Raw genomic sequence first — 15,984 nt, 5'->3', positions numbered from 1 at the left:
GAAGTTAAAGTACTCGTAGCTAGGTGTTCAACTGCTCAGTAACACCAAAAAATGACGATAATAACGACATTTTCATCCAGGGATTTGGGTGTTTTATAGAAAAATAACCAATAAAAAGGGAATAAAACCTAGCAGTTTGACTTGCATCAAGCCTGAATTTTTTTCATAGAGCAAAATCGTGCCCAGCAAATCTATCCCTAAGGAGGCAGATGTGGATATTATCAAGACCGATGTGGCCATCATCGGTGCTGGCGGTACCGGCTTACGCGCCGCTATCGCTATAGCCGAATCACAGCCAGACCTGGACATCGCCCTGATTTCCAAGGTTTACCCGATGCGCAGCCACACAGTTGCTGCCGAAGGCGGCGCCGCCGGTGTCGTCCGTGATGACGACTCCCTCGAAAACCACTTCAACGACACCGTCTCCGGTGGTGACTGGCTGTGCGAGCAGGACGTAGTGGAATACTTCGTCAACAACGCGACCAAAGAGATGATCCAGCTGGAACACTGGGGTTGCCCCTGGAGCCGCAAGCCGGATGGCAAAGCCAACGTGCGTCCGTTTGGTGGCATGAAGGTTCCCCGTACCTGGTTCGCCGCAGACAAGTCCGGTTTCCATATTCTGCACACCCTGTTCCAGACCTCCGTCAAATACCCGAGCATCAAGCGCTTCGACGAGCATTTCTGTCTTGATCTGATCGTGGACGACGGCCGCGTTCAGGGCGTACTGACCTTCGACATCCAGAACGGTATCACCCGCTTCATCCAGGCCAAATCCGTGATCGTGGCAACCGGCGGCGCTGGCCGTGTCTATCGCTACAACACCAACGGTGGCATCGTCACCGGCGACGGCATGGCACTGGCCTACCGTCACGGCGTACCGCTGCGTGATATGGAGTTCGTCCAATATCACCCGACCGGTCTGCCGGGCACCGGCATCCTGATGACCGAAGGTTGTCGTGGTGAGGGTGGCGTCCTGCTGAACAAGGATGGCTACCGCTACTTGCAAGACTACGGCTTGGGCCCGGAAACCCCGATCGGCCAGCCGAAGAGCAAATACATGGAGCTGGGTCCGCGCGACCGTGTTTCCCAGGCATTCTGGCAAGAGCAGCAGAAAGGCCGCGTCATTCAGGGCCCGATGGGCGATGTGGTTCACCTCGACCTGCGTCACCTTGGCGAGAAGTACCTGAAAGAGCGTCTGCCGTTCATCTGCGAACTGGCCAAAGCCTACGTCAACGTGGATCCGGCCAAAGAGCCTATCCCGGTACGTCCGACTGCCCACTACACCATGGGTGGTATCGAGACTGACAACAAGTGTGCCACCCGTCTGCCCGGCCTCTACGCCGCGGGCGAATGTGCCTCCGTCGGTCTGCACGGTGCCAACCGTCTGGGTTCCAACTCCCTGTCCGAGATCGTGGTATTCGGCAAGCTGGCCGGTGAGCAGGCAGGTGAATTTGCCAAGACTCAGAAGCATGGCAATACCGAAGCGCTGGCCGCCAAGGCCGAGGCGCTCATCAAGCAGCACCTCTCCCTGATGGACATAGACGGTACCGAAAACCCGGCCGATATCCGCAACGAGCTGGGCATGTCAATGGAAGCCGGTGTCGGTATCTACCGTACCGAAGAGCTGATGCAGGGCACCATCGACAAAATCAACGAGCTGAAAGCCCGTTACAAGAAGGTCAAGATCAACGACAAGTCCTCTGTCTTCAACACCGATCTGCTGTACGCCATCGAACTGGGTTACATGCTGGACGTGGCTGAAGCCATGGCGCACTCCGCCATCAATCGTAAAGAGTCCCGCGGTTCCCACCAGCGTCTGGATGGTTACGAAGAGCGCGATGACGTGAACTTCCTCAAGCACACGCTCTCGTTCTACAAAAATGGCGAAACGCCCTCCATCGATTACTCCGATGTGAAGATCACTAAGTCCCAGCCGGCAAAACGCGTGTACGGCTCCGAGGGTGAGAAACAAGACGAGGCTAAGAAGAATGGCTGAGATGATTGAAATTGAGATCCTGCGCTACCGTCCGGAACAGGATAACGAGCCCTGGATGCAAACCTTCCAGGTGCCATACCAGAGAGAGATGTCTCTGCTGGACGCCCTGCAGTACATCAAGGATCACCTGGACTCTACCCTGAGCTTCCGCTGGTCTTGCCGAATGGCGATCTGCGGCTCTTGCGGCATGATGGTCAACGGTGTGCCCAAGCTGGGTTGCAAGGCCTTCCTGCGCGACTACCTGCCGGGCAAGATGACCGTCGAGCCGCTCAACAACTTCCCGATCGAGCGCGATCTGGTGGTCGACATGTCCGACTTCATCGAGAAGCTGGAGAGCATCAAGCCCTACATCATCCCGAGCGAGCCGCGCAGCCTGTGTGATGGCGAGTACATCCAGACTCCGGCCCAGATGGCGCAGTACAAGCAGTTCTCCCAGTGCATCAACTGTGGTCTCTGCTACGCGGCTTGCCCGCAGTACGGCATCAACAAGAAGTTCACCGGTCCGGCGGCACTGGCTCTGGCCTATCGCTACAACGTCGATAACCGTGATGCTGGTGCCAAAGAGCGTATGCGCATCATCAGCCAGGACGAAGGCGTCTGGGGTTGTACCTTCGTGGGCTACTGCTCCGAAGTGTGCCCGAAGGGCGTCGATCCGGCAGCGGCCATCCAGCTTGGCAAGGTCGAAAGCGCCAAGGACTACATGATCGCCATGTTCAAGCCAGATTGAGAGCAGGATTGAGACCATGAACAACACTGATAGCAAACGTAAACCTTACGTCCGCGAAATGAAGAAAGACTGGTGGCTGAAGAACGCCTTCTACACCGGTTACATGATCCGTGAAGGCACCAGTATCTTCGTCTCCATCTACGCCGTTGTGCTGATGTGGGGTCTGATGCGCCTGGTTCAGGGTCAGGAAGCGTTCAACGGCTGGCTGGAATCCCTGCAAAGCCCGATCGCTATCCTGTTCCATGTCGTCGCTCTGGCGGCGTGCCTGTTCCATGCCAAAACCTGGTTCGCCCTGGCGCCGAAAGCCATGCGTATCTTCCGTGGTGAAGACCTGGTACCGGAGAAGCCGATCGTTCTCGCCCAGTATGTGGCGCTGGCGGTGGTGTCCCTGCTTGTCCTGATCATCGTGGCCTGAGGAGAAAACAATGAGACGTTCTGACGAACCAATTTACTGGGGTCTGTTTGGTGCGGGTGGCATGGTCGTTGCCATGCTGCTGCCGGTCATTGTCCTCATCACCGGTCTGCTGGTGCCCATGGGCATCATGGACGTGGAAACCATGAGCTATGACCGTGTGCACGCGTTCGCCAGCTCCTGGTGGGGTGCCTGCATCCTGCTGGTGATCATCGCCCTGCCAGTCTGGCACGGTATGCACCGTATCTACCACGGTCTGCACGATCTGGGGATCCACACCACCAAGCTGCACCACTATGTGTTCTATGGCTTTGCCTTCCTGGTATCTGCCATTACCGTCGGCCTGCTGATGGTGCTGGTACTCCAGTAATCACATCTGACTGATTGACCAAACCGGGCCTAGTGCCCGGTTTTTTTTGCCCCGCTATCCCGCCCCTGCTTTTTATTCACTCAAACAATTCGAGAAAAACCAGATTATCGTCCAATCATATGGCGATCACAGTCACATAACACCAATACATTCGTCATTTGTAGCAAACCATTTTGACCACCATCAATTTAGTGACATCCATATCAATTATAATTATTCAGATTAAATGATTATTCATATGGAGCTAGCTAATGACAGACAAAACACGCTCGGTGAGCATAGGCAGTTACCTGGCACTGGCCTTCGCCGTGGTCTTCTTCTCCGGACTGTTGCAATCCGGCGAGTGGTACGGGGTATTCGATTTCACCACGCTAAACGGTTCGTTCGGTACCATGGTCCAGAGCGTCAGCGAGAATGGTGACGGCATCAAGACCGCCATGACCGACATGCGCGGCAAGGGAGGCAACGGCGCTCGCGATGGCTTTTTGTTTGCCCTGACCCTGATCCCCACCGTGATGTTTGCCCTCGGTATGATCAATGTGCTGGAACACTACGGCGCGTTGGAAGCGGCCCGCAAGTTGCTGACCCCGCTGCTGCGTCCGCTGATGGGGATCCCCGGTAATACCGGTCTGGCACTGATCGCCTCCCTGCAGAGCACAGATGCCGGTGCCGCCATGACTCGTCAGCTCAAGGATGAAGGGCTCATCACCAAGCGTGAAACCGACGTGTTCACCATGTTCCAGTTCTCCGCTGGTGCCACCATCGTCAACTTCTTCTCCTCCGGCGCCGTGCTGTTCACCCTGACCCTGGCCGATGGCAGCCCGGCGGTCAGCTCCTCCATCGGTCTGGCTGTCATCGTGATGTTCGCCTTCAAATTTTTCGGGGCCAACCTGTTCCGGGTCTACCTCAATATGAGCGAAGGCAAGCAGACCGATAACAACACCCAGCAGACTCTCAACACTCAGGAGCAAGCCAAATGAGCCAGGCCAACATCAAGAAACCCATCGTCACCGATATCTTCGTCGAAGGGGCCAAGAAGGGCTGGGTCATCGCCACCACCTCCACCGTACCCAACGTACTGATGGCCTTCGTCATCATCAAGGCGCTGCAGATCACCGGCGCGCTGGATGCCATGGGCGCCATCTTCTCCCCTGTCATGGCCATCTTCGGGTTGCCCGGTGAGGCGGCAGCCGTGCTGATCGGCGCCTGGATGTCGATGGGCGGCGCGGTCGGTGTGGTCATCACCCTGTTCGATCAGGGCATCCTCAACGGCACTCACATCGCCATTCTGGCGCCAGCCATCTACCTGATGGGCTCCCAGGTGCAGTACATGGGCCGCATCCTCGGCTGCATCGGCACCGAAGGGCGTTACATCCCCATCATGGTCGCCATCTCAGTGCTCAACGCCTTCGGCGCCATGCTAGTGATGAACATCCTTCTCTGACCCTTTTCGTACAACCACACAAGTGGAGCAACCGATGACTTTTTCTCTGGATCAATACCTGACCGAACTGGCCCCGCTGATCAATCTGGATTGCGGATCCCTGCACCAACCGGGCATTGCGGCAGTGGCCGACCTGATGGCGGCCAAATATGAGGCGATGGGCGGCTGGCAGATCAAGCGGGTCGACTGTGGCGCAGCCGGTGTGGGACTGGAGATCCGCAACCAGCCTGATGCGGCGCAGATCGATGTAATGCTGATCGGCCATATGGATACCGTCTTCCCCCTCGGCACCGCCGCCGCCCGCCCGATGAGCGTCGATGGCAAGCGCGCTTACGGCCCCGGTGTCTCCGACATGAAATCCGGCCTGCTCAACATCGTCTATGCCCTGCGTGAACTGCCCCGCGAGGTGCGCGATCGCCTGAGCATCTGCGTCTGCATGAACCCGGACGAGGAGATCGGCTCCCTCCACTCCAGTGACTGGCTGGCAGCGGTGGCCAAACAGGCGAAACAGGTGCTGGTGGCCGAAGCGGCCCGCGCCGATGGCTCGCTGGTCAAGGCACGCAAGGGGATGGCCCGTTATCGCATCGACTTCACCGGCAAGGCGGCTCACGCGGGCAACGAACCGCAGAAGGGGCGCAGCGCCATCACCGAGCTGGGCCACTGGATCCTGGCCATCAACGCCCTGACCAACATCGAGAGCGGCACCACCCTCAACATCGGCATTGTCGAGGGGGGCAATGGCGCCAACATAGTGCCGGCACATGCCAGCGCCGTGGTGGACGTCCGCTTCTGGGACAATCAGGAGTACCACCAGATCGACGATCATCTGCTGACCCTGGCCGAGCGGCCGCATCTGGATGGTGTCACCATCCAGCTGACCCGCGAGGCCCACAAACCGGCCATGGTGCCGTCAGAGGGCACCCAGGCACTGATGCAACTGGTGGAGGAGTGTGGCGCCGAACTGGGGCTGCCGATCAGCTGGCAAGAGGTGGGGGGCGGCTCCGATGCCAACCTGACCGCCGCCCTCGGTATCCCCACTCTGGATGGTCTGGGCCCCATTGGTGCCGGTTTCCACAGTGACGAGGAGTATCTCGATCTGGCCAGCATTGGCCCGCGCATCGAGCTGCTGGTGAAGGTACTGACCCGTCTGGCGGCCTGACAGCCTCTCGCGTAGAAAAGGGCCAGCCGGTTTGCACCAGCTGGCCCTCTGTCCATCTGCTCCTCCTGAATGACAGCCCCCCTTCGCTATTACTCCATCGGCGGCAAGAAGCGGCGCATCACCTCATCCGTATGCCCCCCTTCCTGAAATGCCACCAGCGACTGATTGAGGATGTTCACCAGCTGGTGGCCGCGGGGGGAGCCCTTGCTCACCAGCAGATAGAAGCCCTTGCGGCTGGGCAGGGCGAGATTGAGCAACCCGCTCTCGCTGCGGTAGATGCCAAGGCTGATGCCTGCCACCAGAGGTTCGATTTCGCTTGGCAGAAAGTCGCAGCGATCCCGCTCCAGCATGTCGAGCGCCTGCTGCAACTGTTTGACCCGGCGTGGCTCCTGCGCAAGCCCGTAGGGGGTGTAGTTGTAGCCAATCACCCCGCACACCCGGGATCGATTGACCGTCTGCAGATCCGGCGGTTCGGGGTAGCGGCGCTTGAGATAGAAGAAACCGAGGTGGGTGTAGTAGAGGGGAACGCTGTAGAAGGCAAACTCGGCCCGCTCCGGCTTGTAGCTGGCATCCCAGGTCAGCTCGCACAGACCATTCTGGCGATAATCCGCCAGCTCCTGCTGCACCCGTGCCCAGGGCAGATAGCGGATCTGGTGCGAGAGCCCGCTCTGTTGCAGGGCATCGAGCACCAGCGTCGTCGCAGAACCGGTCAGGCGGCTGGTATCGGGCACCCCGTCCTTGCGCTCCCAGTAGGTAAAGGGGGCCCACTCGTTGCCCTCCCCCAGGCAAATCTTCACTGGCGGCTCTTGCCCCCATAACGCAGGGGACAAAATGGCCATCGCCAATCCCGCCCACCATGTTCCTGCTCGTTTCATCTCCCGCTCCCGAACTGTTTATCCCTCTTGCAGCTTAGCCCAGAAGGGATAGATCTCACTTTGCGGGGGCGCTTTCATGCCACAACGCCAGCAAATTGGCCGGAATGGCACCATAACGGAGCTGCGGTGTCTGGTGCCAGTCAGCCAGCTTTTGCAGGGCTTTCGCCAGATCCTGTGCAAGCGTGCGGGTCACTCTCACCCCGGCTTCCAGATAGAGGCTCTTGATCTCGAAGATCCCCTGCTGGCGATGAGCCTTGGCATCCATTCTGCCCACCAGCTTGCCACGATGCAACAAGGGCAACACGAAGTAGCCGTATTGGCGCTTGGGGGCAGGGGTGTAGCACTCGATGCGATAGTCGAAGTTGAACAGATCCTTGGCCCGCTTGCGATCCCACACCAGCGGGTCGAACGGCGACAAGGCGGTGGTATGGGTTGCCTTGAGGGTGCCCGCCTGCGCCCTTGCCAGCTCATCGGCCAGCGAGGCGTGCACAAAAGCGCCGTGCTGCCACCCGTCTACCCGTACCGGCAGCAGTTCCCCCTCGTCCGCCAGCTGATGGAGCAGGGCGTCATATTTGCCGCGCCGCAGCCGGTAGTAGTCCGCAACCCAGCCGGTTTTGACCAGCCCCAGCGCCCGGCAGCTGGCGCGCACCATATCCCGTTGGGCCTGCTCGACGCTCGGCAGATCCCGCTGGTCGCTCCACTCGGGGAGCACCCGTTCGGCGAGATCATAGACCCGCTGAAAGTTGCGCCGCTCCCGTACCATCAGCTGACCAGTGGTAAAGAGCACCTCCAGATGGCGCTTCTCCGGCTTCCAGTCCCACCAGCCATTGCCCTTCCCCTCTTTGCGCTCAAAATCAGCCGCCCGTACCGGGCCGTGCTGGCGAATGCGCTCGATAAGCTGGCCAATCTCCTGCTGATGGGTGGCGAGCCAGTTGGCCGAAAACTTCCAGCCCATGGTGGCGGGGTCGAGCATCCGGTGGCGCAGCAGCCGGTAATCCTCGCGGGGCACAAAGCAGGCCTCGTGGGCCCAATATTCGAAGATCTCGCCGTCAGCCAACAGCTGCTCCAGCCAACGCGGTTCATACTGGCCAAGGCGGCTAAAAAGCACCAGATAGGGGCTGCGGGCCACCACCGAAATAGTATCGATCTGCAGCAGCGCCATGCGGCGAATGGTGGCCAGCAGATCGGCCGTGGTCGCCTTGCTGCGACGGGGGGCAAGCAGCCCCTGCGCCGCCAGTTGCAGATGACGGGCATCTTGCAGTGACAAATGGGTAATCGACATCAACAACCGCTCCCTGGAATCTGACCATCGCACGCCCGGCGGATGGCCAACAACACCGGGGGAGGCCCCACGCTGGCATGCCTCCCCACCCTTTTTTTGCCTGCGCCGCTATGAGTGGGCCGGGGGCAAGACCAGCTGATTAACCACCAGCATGATCTCTTGATAAGTGGCCTCGACCGTCTCGGGTGTCGGCTCCAGAATAAGGTCATCAGCATAGCCGTTGATGAGGGAGGTGATCTGACGCGCCAGTCGCCGGGCATCGCCCGCCACAAACTCGCCGCTGTCGATCCCCTTTTGCAGGATCTGCTCCAGCACCTCGCGCCACGCCAGAATGATTTTGCGGTAGCTCTCGGCAAATACCGGGTCGCGCAGTGACTCGTTCCAGGCATCCAGATAGATGGCCCAGGAGGCATCCTGACTGGTCGGCAGGTTGTCCCGCACAAAGAGCGGCAACGCTTCGCGGGCTGGCAGCGGCAACAGCCACTCCCGCTGCTCGGCTATCTCCTGACTGGTGAAACGCTCCACGGCGCAGAGGCAGAGCTCCTTCCAATCCTTGAAGTAGTGGTAGACGTGGCTGCGCGCCAGACCGGTGCGCTCGGCAATATCACGGGTTGACGATGCCGCCATCCCCTTCTCTCGAAACAGGGCCAGTACGGCCTCGATGATCATCTCTTTGCGCTGTTCTGCTGATGGGCGTGCCATCTGACCTCCTGCAATATCAATCGATCTGCTTGACTTTGAGCAGTCGCTCAAACAAACTTTGAGCGCTCGCTCAAACTTAGCGTTTCCGACATCTTAGGAGATAACCCATGACAACACCAACCACTTCGGCAGCCAGTTGCGACGAGCAGGCCACGCCGTTGCCACACTCGGCCGGTCGTTCGCTGGGGGCGATTGCGCGGGCCAATCCCCTCAAGCTAGCGGGCACCTTCTCGCTGGTGGCCCTCGAAAACATCCTGCTGGTGGTCTATCCCCTATTCGCCGGCTTTGCCATCGACGCCATCGTCAAAGGCCAGTGGTGGCAGGCTTCAAGCTACGCCCTGATCGTGCTGCTGTTCTGGCTCATCGGCGCCCTGCGCCGGGCGGTCGATACCCGCACCTTTACCCATATCTATGCGGCACTGGCGGTGCCGGTGATCCTGACCCAGCGCCAGCAGCAGGAGGGGCAATCCACCATAGTGGCGCGGGTCACCCTGGCGCGGGAGTTTGTCGACTTCTTCGAGAAACATATCCCGATCCTGGCCACCAGCCTGATCTCCATCGTCGGGGCGGCCGTGATGCTGATGGTGATCGAGTTCTGGGTCGGCATCGCTTGCATGGGGGTATTGCTGCTGTTCGGCCTGCTGCTGCCCGGCTTTTCGCGCAAGAACCAGCTGCTGCACGAGCGGCTCAACGATCGGCTGGAACACGAGGTCAAACTGGTCACCCATGCCCAATCAGCCAGCCTCGCCCGCCACTACCGCGCGCTGGCCTGGATCCGCATCCGGATTTCGGATCGGGAGGCACTCGCCTTTCTGGCGGTCGGCATCAGCGCCTCCCTGCTGTTCCTGCTGGCCATCACCATGCTGATGGCCCAGCCCCAGGTCTCGGCAGGCCATGTCTATGCTGTGATGACCTACCTCTGGAACTTTGTCACCAGCCTGGATGAGGGGCCCGGCCTTGCCGATCAGCTGGCCCGGCTGAGAGACATAGGTCGCCGGGTCAACACCGCCCAACCCGATGAAATGATTTGATATTTTGTATCTGCAACCGGAGTAGAAGATGAATCCGACCACCCTTTGCCAACGAGCGTTGACCATGTGCATCAGCTGTTTCTTCCTCGCCGCCTGCGGCCCCAAGATGAGCGACTTTGAGCCCAACACCAGCTACTGGTTCAAGGAGAAACCGGCAGAGGAGAGTGCCCCGCTGGCGCAAGACCTGAAGGTCGATATCGCCATCATAGGTGGCGGCTACAGCGGCCTCTCCAGCGCCTGGCATCTGGCCAAGGCCAACCCGTCGCTCAAGATCGCCATCTTCGAGGCCAAGCAGGTGGGCAGTGGTGCCTCGGGCCGCAACGGCGGCATGGTATTGCCGGGCTCCGAGGTGATGGATCTCTACGAGGAGGGGGAGGCGAGCAAGCGCCACTACGATCTCACCGTCGCCAGCATGCGCAAGCTGCAGGCGCTGGTCGCCTCAACCGGCGTCGAGGCCGACCTCAAGCTCGATGGCTATGTGGAGGCAATCCTCGATGAGGAGGATATCGCCGAGTACCGCGACTATGTGAAAACCGCCAATCGCCTCGGCATCCCGCTCCAGTACTGGAACGCCGATACCACCGAAGAGAAGCTCGGCACCGACCGCTACGCGGGGGCGGTCTACGACCCCAATGGCGGTCAGGTACACGCCATGAAGCTGGTCAATGCCCTGCGCAAGGCGGTGGAGCAGGCGGGCGTCACCATCTACGAGCAGAGCCCGGTAATGGGGATCAAGGAGGGCAAGCAGATCGAGCTCAATGTAGCCGACAAGTACAAGGTGACCGCCGACAGCATAGTGCTGGCGACCAACGGCTATACCTCAAAACTTGGCTACTTCAGCGGCCGGGTCTTTCCGGTGCACGCCCAGAGCGCCGTCACCGAGCCGCTTACCAAAAAACAGCTGGCCGCCATCCAATGGCAGAGTCGGGTGCCCTACTACGACACCCGCAACATCCTGTTCCATCTGGTGTTGACCCCGGATAACCGCATCGTCATCGGTGGCGGCAATGCCGAGTACGTCTTCAACGACGGCCTCAACTACAAGGGCGATCTTAACCGGGTCAGCGAAATGATGATGACCGAGCTGGTGACCCTCTATCCGGCCCTCAAGGGGATCAAATTTGAACAGGTGTGGGACGGGGTTCTCGGCATGACCGGCGACAACACCGAAGCGGTGGGGGTAATGGGGGATCACAACAACATCTACTACGCCCTCGGCTACAACGGCCACGGCATCAATCTCTCCTTCCTGTTTGGCGACATCGTGGCCAGCCTCTATCAAGGCAAGGAGCACCCCTGGTTCAACCACGCGGAGCAGAGTCTGCCGATGTGGCTGCCGCCAGAGCCGTTCAAGTCAATTGGCGTCAAATCTGCCCTGATGTACTACCAGTGGCAGGACAAGGGCTACAAGGAGTAGCGCCGGGCGAACCCGACGAGTAACAGACGAAGGGACGCCTCAGGGCGTGCCTTTCTGCAATACCGCCACATCGGCGTGGGGGAAGCTGAGCTCGGCCTGCCAGCGAGCGGCCAGCACCTGAAACGATGCCTCGGCAAAGAAGACGATGTGGGTCGGGTCGTGGCGATAGCGCCAGTTTTTAAACCGCTCGTCACCGAGCACCCGCTGGGTCTGCAGCACCAGCAGGCCGCCGGGCTTGAGGCAATCCCACAACTGCGCCAGCACCGTGCGCGGCTCAGCAATATGCTCGATCACCTCGGTACTGGTGATGAAGTCATACTGACGCGTCAGCAACTCGGGAAAGTCGGCATAGAACTTGTCATATCCAACCATGTCGTAACCCGCCTCACGCCCCATCGCCACCAGCGCAGGGCCGGGACCGCAGCCAAAATCGAGACCACTGGCAGGTAGCGGCACTCGCGCTAGTACCTCACCAAATGCCCGCATCAGAAAAGTGCGATAACGGGGATCATCCACCCGATTGTCGTGACCGTCATAAACCGCCTTCTCCGCCGCCTCATCCAGATGATCCGCCTCATCCAGCCAGACCAGCTCGCACGCGAGGCAGCGATGATAGCGCTTGCCCGCCACCGGCAGGGGATAACTGCGATGGCTGGCACACAGGGGGCAGCTGACGGTGGATGACATGGCGGTTCCTCTTGGGGGCTTCCTGTTGGATAACAGCGGCGCAGATTGCCTGCCCGCTGCCTCGCTGACAACTTTTTTTGCTCCTTAAGGGTTTCTTAAGTTTGCCCTTTTACTCTCAAACCATCGCAAGAGAAGGAGTCCCCCATGACCATCGAGATCCAGGCCCCCTACCGATTGCTGCTAGCCAAGTCCCCGCAGCAGGTCATGGCGCTGCAAACCTATATCCAGGCCGCCTACACCCTCGAGTTCAACGCCCGCATCCCCCATTTCCTCCCCTGTCTGCTGGGGCTCTATCGGGCGGACGGGACGCTGGTCGGTGCCTGTGGTCTCAATCATGCCAGTGAGGGGCCTCTCTATCTGGAACAGTATCTGGAGCAACCCATCGAGGCCGCCATCAACACCCGCCTCGGGGTCTATCCGGCACGCAACCGCATTATCGAAGTGGGGAATCTGGCCTGCAGCGAACCGGGCAATGCCCGCCTGATGTTCGCGGCCCTCTGTCGTCTGCTATGTGAAAACGCCCTCGACTACGTGGTCTTTACCGGCACAGCCAAGCTGCGCAACAGCTTTGCCCGCCTGCAACTCAATCCGGTGGAGCTGGCCCCCGCACAGGCCTATCAGGTGGGAGCCGACGCCGATGCCTGGGGTGAGTACTACCGTTGCCAACCCAAGGTGATGGTGGGTGACATCAATCAGGGGCGCGAGGTGCTGGCCCAGAGCAGCCTGCTGCTCAATCTGCTGGCCCCCATGCCGACCCTGTTTGAGGATGCCAGCAAGAGCAGTGATAACCAGCCCCATCAAAAAAGGTGCGCCCAATGAGCCTGTTCGACGCCATCGCCAAACATGCCCGCGAGAATCCGCAATCCCCTGCGCTGCTGAGCAGCCAGCAGCGTCTCGATTACCAGACCCTGTGGCAACAGATCCAGCATCTGGCCAGCCAGCTGCAACAGCTCGACATCAGCCGTCTGGCGCTGCAACTGGACAACGGCCTGCCCTGGGCGCTGCTGGATCTCGCCTGCACCCGCGCCGGTATCGTGGTGATCCCGGTGCCACACTTCTTCAGTCAGGCCCAGCAGGCCTGGTTGCTGGAGAGCAGCGGCGCCGATGCGCTGGTGGGGCCATATCATCAGGGGTGGCACGCCGCCGAGCCGATCTCGCTGATCACCGGCCCTCATGTTGAACAAACAGTGCCGCTCTGGCGCCATACCCCGGCCAATCGACCGGCGCTGCCCAAGGGCACCGCCAAGATCACCTACACCTCCGGTACCACGGGCCAGCCCAAGGGCGTCTGCCTGTCACTGACCCAGATGATGGCGGTGAGCCATGCGCTGGCCGAGCGGGTCGCGCCAGCCAAGGTGGAAAAACACCTCACCCTGCTACCGCTGGCCACCCTGCTTGAGAACATCACCGGCCTCTATGTGCCACTGCTGACCGGCGCCTGCAGCCGCATTCCGTCCCTCGGGGAGCTCGGTTTCACCGGATCCAGTTCGCTCAATCCAGCCATGCTGGAGGAGGCGCTGCTGCGCTGGCCGACCCACAGTCTGGTGCTGGTGCCCGAACTGCTGCGCCTGCTGCTGGCGCTCTGCACCAGCACACCGACGCTGGCCCAGCAGCTCAAGAGCCTGCGCTTTATTGCCGTCGGTGGCGGCAAGGTAGCCCCAGACCTGATCAAACATGCCCGCCAGCTCGGCCTGCCGGTGTATGAGGGATATGGCCTCTCGGAGTGCGGCTCCGTGGTGGCGCTCAACAGCCCGGATGCTGACAAGCCCGGCAGCGTCGGCCGCCCCCTGCCCCACTGTCAGGTCACCATCGCCAGCGACGGCGAAATTATGGTGAGCGGCAGTGCCATGCTGGGCTATCTCGGCAGCAACGCACCGACTCCCGAACAGATCGCCACCGGCGAACCTTCTGCCATGCAGATCGCCACAGGCGATCTGGGTCATCTCGATGATGAGGGCTACCTCCATATCACCGGGCGCAAGAAGAATGTCCAGATCACCGCCTTTGGCCGCAACTTCTCGCCAGAGTGGGTGGAAGCCGAGGCCCAGCTCTGCCCTGCCATCGCACGCATCGTGGTCTTTGGCGATGGTCAACCCGCCAACGTGGCGCTGATCCAGCCCCTGCCGGGGAAAGAGGCGGATCTGCCACGCCAGATCGCAGGCCTGAACCAGCGGCTGCCCGATTATGCCCGGCTGCACCACTGGTTGCCGGTGGCGCTGGATCAACATCCCGGCCTGCTGACCGCCAACGGGCGCCCCCGTCGCAACGAGATTTACCAACACTTTTCCCGGCAAATCAGCCAATGCCTTACAGGAGAATCGTCATGAGCTTCTATCAGACTCTGCAACAAGCCACTGCCAGTGAGCGTGAGCATCTGTTCAACGCCCCCATCATCGAAGCCTGTCGCCATGGCGATATCAGCCGTGACACCTATCTCGCCTTTCTGGCGCAGGCTTACTACCACGTGCGCCACACAGTTCCACTGCTGATGGCCACCGGCGGCAAGCTGGGTCAGGAGTACGAGTGGGTGCGCGGCGCCATTGCCGAGTACATCGACGAGGAGTATGGCCATCAGGAGTGGATCCTCAACGATATCCGCGCCTGTGGCGGCGATGCCGAGGCGGTGCGCCACGGCCAGCCGGGGCTACCCATCGAGCTGATGGTCGCCTTCCTCTACGACCAGATCCAGCGCGGCAACCCCATGGGTTTCTTCGGCATGGTGCAGGTACTGGAAGGCACCAGCGTGGCCATCGCCCTCACCGTCGCTGATCAGCTGAAAAAGGGTCTCGGCCTGCCACCCCAGGCGATGAGCTACCTGAGTTCCCACGGCGCCCTGGATCAGGAGCACCTCAAGTTCTTTGAATCCTTGATGGATCGGGTCGAGAGTCCGGCGGATCAGGCCGCCATCATCCACGGGGCCAAGGTGGTCTACCGCCTCTATGGCGAGATGCTCTACAACCTCACCGCCACACCGTAAGTCGGCAGCAGACAGCAAAAAGGGAATCCATACCATGAACCTTGAAGGGAAACTCGTGCTGCTCACCGGCGCCAGCGGTGGCATAGGTGAGGAGCTGGCACAGGAGCTGGCCGCCCAGGGGGCCCGCCTGCTGCTGCACGGACGTCGCGGCCCGGCACTGGAGCGGCTGTGCAAGTCACTGCCTCATCCCGAGCGCCATCAGGTGGTGCTCGCCGACCTCGGCTCTGCACAGGAGCGGGCCAAGCTGTTGCAACACCCGGCGCTGGAGCATGGGATCGACATCCTGATCAACAACGCTGGCTGCAACCAGTTTGCCTGGCTGGAAGATCAGAGCTTTGAGCAGGTGGAGCGCCAGCTGCTGCTCAATATCGAGGCGCCCATCCAGCTCACCCGTGCCCTGCTGCCAACCATGCGCAAGCCGGGGATCATCATGAACATGGGCTCGAGCCTGGGCAGCATCGGCTACCCCGGTTACAGCGTCTACTGCGCCAGCAAATTTGCCCTGCGCGGCTTTAGCGAAGCGCTGGGACGGGAGCTGGAGGGGAGCGGCATCAAGGTGCTGCACTTTGCCCCTCGCGCCACCCGCACCAAACTCAACTCCGAGGCTGCCTACGAGATGAATGCGGCGCTCGGCACCCAAACCGACAGCCCGCAGGAGGTGGCCGAAGAGGCGGTCATCGCCCTGTGCAACGAAACCAGCCGCAGCTGGCTCGGCTGGCCGGAAAAGCTGTTCGTGCGGCTCAATGCCCTGCTGCCCGGCATCGTCGACAAGGCGCTGGCCAGACAGCTGCCGATCATCAAACGTTATGCCCGTCATCTTCAGCCAGGGACGACTGATGCCGGCGCAAACAGTGCGCCACAACCAGACTTGTCCCGCCCGATCCCGACCAAGAAGGAGCATTAAT

The 15,984-nt window shown here is 60.5% G+C and carries 17 protein-coding genes; 13 read left to right on the top strand and 4 right to left on the bottom strand.

Annotated features, from left to right (window positions below; all coding sequences use genetic code 11):
- The first annotated feature begins 211 nt into the window (after positions 1–211).
- From frdA to G5221_RS07570, 7 genes are all read left to right on the top strand, one after another.
- Entirely contained in the window at positions 212–1,996 is a 1,785-nt protein-coding gene (frdA, locus tag G5221_RS07600; protein ID WP_047437968.1) for a fumarate reductase (quinol) flavoprotein subunit, read from the top strand.
- The gene (locus tag G5221_RS07595) at positions 1,989–2,723 is read left to right on the top strand and encodes a succinate dehydrogenase/fumarate reductase iron-sulfur subunit (RefSeq protein WP_005335057.1); all 735 of its coding nucleotides are present in this window, start codon (positions 1,989–1,991) and stop codon (positions 2,721–2,723) included. The genes frdA and G5221_RS07595 overlap by 8 nt, the downstream gene beginning before the upstream one ends.
- A gap of 16 nt (positions 2,724–2,739) precedes the next feature.
- The gene (locus G5221_RS07590) at positions 2,740–3,138 is read left to right on the top strand and encodes a hypothetical protein (protein ID WP_005335058.1); all 399 of its coding nucleotides are present in this window, start codon (positions 2,740–2,742) and stop codon (positions 3,136–3,138) included.
- A 10-nt stretch (positions 3,139–3,148) separates the two neighbouring features.
- Positions 3,149–3,505: a fumarate reductase subunit FrdD gene (gene frdD, locus G5221_RS07585; RefSeq protein WP_040066869.1), complete on the top strand. Its 357-nt coding sequence runs from the start codon at positions 3,149–3,151 to the stop codon at positions 3,503–3,505.
- 251 nt (positions 3,506–3,756) lie between these two features.
- Positions 3,757–4,485, top strand: coding sequence for a nucleoside recognition domain-containing protein (locus G5221_RS07580; protein WP_416244634.1), 729 nt, complete (start codon positions 3,757–3,759; stop codon positions 4,483–4,485).
- Positions 4,482–4,949, top strand: a complete 468-nt coding sequence (locus G5221_RS07575; RefSeq protein ID WP_005335063.1) for a YjiG family protein — start codon at positions 4,482–4,484, stop codon at positions 4,947–4,949. The genes G5221_RS07580 and G5221_RS07575 overlap by 4 nt, the downstream gene beginning before the upstream one ends.
- A gap of 34 nt (positions 4,950–4,983) precedes the next feature.
- The gene (locus tag G5221_RS07570) at positions 4,984–6,108 is read left to right on the top strand and encodes a M20 family metallopeptidase (protein WP_421263040.1); all 1,125 of its coding nucleotides are present in this window, start codon (positions 4,984–4,986) and stop codon (positions 6,106–6,108) included.
- 89 nt (positions 6,109–6,197) lie between these two features.
- Here the strand turns inward: G5221_RS07570 and G5221_RS07565 are convergent, their stop codons facing one another.
- From G5221_RS07565 to G5221_RS07555, 3 genes are all read right to left on the bottom strand, one after another.
- Positions 6,198–6,947 carry a substrate-binding periplasmic protein gene (locus G5221_RS07565; RefSeq protein ID WP_103250772.1) on the bottom strand — a complete coding sequence of 250 codons (750 nt, stop codon included), beginning with the start codon at positions 6,945–6,947 and terminating at the stop codon, positions 6,198–6,200.
- Positions 6,948–7,038: 91 nt separating this feature from the next.
- A complete protein-coding gene (locus tag G5221_RS07560; protein WP_266134321.1) occupies positions 7,039–8,265 on the bottom strand; it encodes a winged helix-turn-helix domain-containing protein in 1,227 nt (408 codons plus the stop codon).
- Positions 8,266–8,373: 108 nt separating this feature from the next.
- Entirely contained in the window at positions 8,374–8,967 is a 594-nt protein-coding gene (locus tag G5221_RS07555; RefSeq protein ID WP_151286109.1) for a TetR/AcrR family transcriptional regulator, read from the bottom strand.
- A 107-nt stretch (positions 8,968–9,074) separates the two neighbouring features.
- On the opposite strand from G5221_RS07555, the gene G5221_RS07550 reads away from it, so the two are divergent.
- Both G5221_RS07550 and G5221_RS07545 read left to right on the top strand, forming a co-directional pair.
- On the top strand, positions 9,075–9,998 hold the full coding sequence (locus G5221_RS07550) for an ABC transporter six-transmembrane domain-containing protein (RefSeq protein ID WP_266134322.1): 924 nt from the start codon (positions 9,075–9,077) through the stop codon (positions 9,996–9,998).
- 28 nt (positions 9,999–10,026) lie between these two features.
- The gene (locus G5221_RS07545; RefSeq protein WP_266134323.1) at positions 10,027–11,415 is read left to right on the top strand and encodes an NAD(P)/FAD-dependent oxidoreductase; all 1,389 of its coding nucleotides are present in this window, start codon (positions 10,027–10,029) and stop codon (positions 11,413–11,415) included.
- A 39-nt stretch (positions 11,416–11,454) separates the two neighbouring features.
- Here the strand turns inward: G5221_RS07545 and G5221_RS07540 are convergent, their stop codons facing one another.
- Complete coding sequence (locus G5221_RS07540) at positions 11,455–12,102, bottom strand: class I SAM-dependent methyltransferase (RefSeq protein WP_266134324.1); 648 nt, start codon at positions 12,100–12,102, stop codon at positions 11,455–11,457.
- A gap of 144 nt (positions 12,103–12,246) precedes the next feature.
- Here G5221_RS07540 and G5221_RS07535 point away from each other — a divergent pair, with 144 nt between their 5' ends.
- Genes G5221_RS07535 through G5221_RS07520 form a run of 4 tightly spaced genes read left to right on the top strand, consistent with a single transcriptional unit; the run spans position 12,247 to position 15,983 of the window.
- On the top strand, positions 12,247–12,921 hold the full coding sequence (locus G5221_RS07535; RefSeq protein WP_266134325.1) for a thermostable hemolysin: 675 nt from the start codon (positions 12,247–12,249) through the stop codon (positions 12,919–12,921).
- Complete coding sequence (locus G5221_RS07530) at positions 12,918–14,429, top strand: AMP-dependent synthetase/ligase (protein WP_266134326.1); 1,512 nt, start codon at positions 12,918–12,920, stop codon at positions 14,427–14,429. The genes G5221_RS07535 and G5221_RS07530 overlap by 4 nt, the downstream gene beginning before the upstream one ends.
- Positions 14,426–15,079 (top strand): TenA family transcriptional regulator, encoded by a 654-nt coding sequence (locus G5221_RS07525; protein WP_266134327.1) that lies wholly within the window; start codon positions 14,426–14,428, stop codon positions 15,077–15,079. The genes G5221_RS07530 and G5221_RS07525 overlap by 4 nt, the downstream gene beginning before the upstream one ends.
- A gap of 34 nt (positions 15,080–15,113) precedes the next feature.
- Complete coding sequence (locus tag G5221_RS07520) at positions 15,114–15,983, top strand: SDR family oxidoreductase (RefSeq protein WP_421263039.1); 870 nt, start codon at positions 15,114–15,116, stop codon at positions 15,981–15,983.
- Position 15,984: the final 1 nt, after the last annotated feature.

Origin of the sequence: Aeromonas sp. 602200 (assembly GCF_049173895.1) — a bacterium.
GTDB classification, from domain to species: Bacteria; Pseudomonadota; Gammaproteobacteria; order Enterobacterales; family Aeromonadaceae; genus Aeromonas; species Aeromonas veronii_A.
This window is presented reverse-complemented; position numbering and strand designations above follow the sequence as displayed.

Coding starts and splice junctions, on each gene's coding strand:
- G5221_RS07595 (WP_005335057.1), top strand. CDS start 1,989: ATGGCTGAGATGATTGAAATTGAGATCCTGCGCTACCGTCCGGAACAG.
- G5221_RS07590 (WP_005335058.1), top strand. CDS start 2,740: ATGAACAACACTGATAGCAAACGTAAACCTTACGTCCGCGAAATGAAG.
- frdD (WP_040066869.1), top strand. CDS start 3,149: ATGAGACGTTCTGACGAACCAATTTACTGGGGTCTGTTTGGTGCGGGT.
- G5221_RS07580 (WP_416244634.1), top strand. CDS start 3,757: ATGACAGACAAAACACGCTCGGTGAGCATAGGCAGTTACCTGGCACTG.
- G5221_RS07575 (WP_005335063.1), top strand. CDS start 4,482: ATGAGCCAGGCCAACATCAAGAAACCCATCGTCACCGATATCTTCGTC.
- G5221_RS07570 (WP_421263040.1), top strand. CDS start 4,984: ATGACTTTTTCTCTGGATCAATACCTGACCGAACTGGCCCCGCTGATC.
- G5221_RS07565 (WP_103250772.1), bottom strand. CDS start 6,947: ATGGCCATTTTGTCCCCTGCGTTATGGGGGCAAGAGCCGCCAGTGAAG.
- G5221_RS07560 (WP_266134321.1), bottom strand. CDS start 8,265: ATGTCGATTACCCATTTGTCACTGCAAGATGCCCGTCATCTGCAACTG.
- G5221_RS07555 (WP_151286109.1), bottom strand. CDS start 8,967: ATGGCACGCCCATCAGCAGAACAGCGCAAAGAGATGATCATCGAGGCC.
- G5221_RS07550 (WP_266134322.1), top strand. CDS start 9,075: ATGACAACACCAACCACTTCGGCAGCCAGTTGCGACGAGCAGGCCACG.
- G5221_RS07545 (WP_266134323.1), top strand. CDS start 10,027: ATGAATCCGACCACCCTTTGCCAACGAGCGTTGACCATGTGCATCAGC.
- G5221_RS07540 (WP_266134324.1), bottom strand. CDS start 12,102: ATGTCATCCACCGTCAGCTGCCCCCTGTGTGCCAGCCATCGCAGTTAT.
- G5221_RS07535 (WP_266134325.1), top strand. CDS start 12,247: ATGACCATCGAGATCCAGGCCCCCTACCGATTGCTGCTAGCCAAGTCC.
- G5221_RS07530 (WP_266134326.1), top strand. CDS start 12,918: ATGAGCCTGTTCGACGCCATCGCCAAACATGCCCGCGAGAATCCGCAA.
- G5221_RS07525 (WP_266134327.1), top strand. CDS start 14,426: ATGAGCTTCTATCAGACTCTGCAACAAGCCACTGCCAGTGAGCGTGAG.
- G5221_RS07520 (WP_421263039.1), top strand. CDS start 15,114: ATGAACCTTGAAGGGAAACTCGTGCTGCTCACCGGCGCCAGCGGTGGC.